Source organism: Acidithiobacillus sp. TH-A36 (assembly GCF_057473445.1).
This window is the reverse complement of sequence record NZ_JBYCKP010000513.1, coordinates 1-1,436: the sequence shown is the minus strand read 5'-3', so window position 1 is coordinate 1,436 and position 1,436 is coordinate 1. Positions and strand designations below refer to the sequence as shown.

Sequence of the window (1,436 nt, the reverse complement as noted above, 5' to 3'; positions counted from 1 at the left end):
GATACCGAAACCCTGCTCTGTAAGGCTGGGCGTGATCCTAAAATAGCCCATAAGCTCACACTAAACCGCCTGGATCTCTGGTTGCCGATTTTGGGCTTGTCTTTGCCTGCAAAAGAGCGGACCTCTTGAGGGACGCAAAGGAGTATTTTAATGCCGGATAATCCAGGCGCTCAGGCCACCTTCTACGAAGAACCTGCGTGGCTGGCACATTTAAACCCCGCTCAACGCGAAGCGGTTACTTTGCCTATGGACAGTCACGGGGCCATTCTTGCGGGTGCGGGCACTGGAAAAACCAACGTGCTGACGCATCGAATTGCTTATGCGATTCGCGGCGGAATGGAACCGAATGCGATTATAGCCGTGACGTTTACCAACAAAGCCGCTAAGGAAATCAAAGAGCGCATTGCCCGCCTGGTCGGTGAGGAAGCCGCCGGGAAAATTCGGTTGGGGACATTTCATAGCCTGGGCCTCAAGTTCCTGCGGAAATTCGGGCATCACATAGGTCTGGAACGTTGCGAAACAGCGGCCCCCATGGATGAAGACGAGGCCGTGGCTTTGCTGCGCCGCGTGATGAAAGACCGGTTTCCAGATACCGATTTAAAAGTCGAGAAGCCCAAAGATCATTACTTTGTGATTTCGCAATGGAAAGAACAGGGTCTGTACGTCAACGATGTTCCTGTCCAAAAAACAGCAAGCGCCAATTTTACCCGGATGCTATATGCCGCGTATGAAGCGGAAAAGAAACGCAGCCAGGCGCTGGATTTTGCGGATTTGGTTTTGCAAAGCAATTTTGTGTTGCGCCATCATCCCGAAGTGGCCGCAGTGTTTCACCAGCATTTACGCATGGTCCTGGTCGATGAATTTCAGGATACCAACCCTATCCAGGTGGAGTTTATCGGGCATCTAACCGGTACCGGGCATTCTGTACCGACGTTTGTGGTCGGGGACGATGACCAGAGCATCTACGGCTGGCGCGGCGCGGATGCGGGCATTATGCAAAGCTTTTTGCAAACGTATACGCCTAACCACCTGGTCCGACTCGAACAGAATTATCGGTGTACGTCCACGATTTTAGATGCCGCGAATGCTGTGATTGCGAATAATCCTAATCGTATCGGTAAGCGGCTCTGGACTGAGCGCCAAGATGTCGGGACCTTTCAGTTAGATATTTTTGCCGATGCAGAAGCCGAAGCCGGCGCTATTGCCGACCGGGTCCGCAATCTCTTGGCGCAGGGTGTTCCACCGGCAGATATCGTCGTGCTCTACCGCAAAAACATGCTTTCGCGCGGCATCGAGAAAGCCCTGGTGTTCCGGGATATTCCTTATCGGATCTATGGCGGTCTCAATTTCTTCCAGCGCCGCGAGATAAAAGATGCCCTGGCGTGGTTGCGACTGGTGCAAAACCCGCTGGATGAAATGGCGCTTTTCCGAGCCAT

1 protein-coding gene is annotated in these 1,436 nt (G+C 52.9%); it reads left to right on the top strand.

Annotation, left to right across the window (positions count from 1 at the left end):
• Positions 1-150 precede the first annotated feature (150 nt).
• Positions 151-1,436, top strand: a 1,286-nt coding sequence (locus tag AC2VLY_RS13010; RefSeq protein ID WP_486922420.1) for an ATP-dependent helicase, incomplete at its 3' end; no start/stop codon positions are given.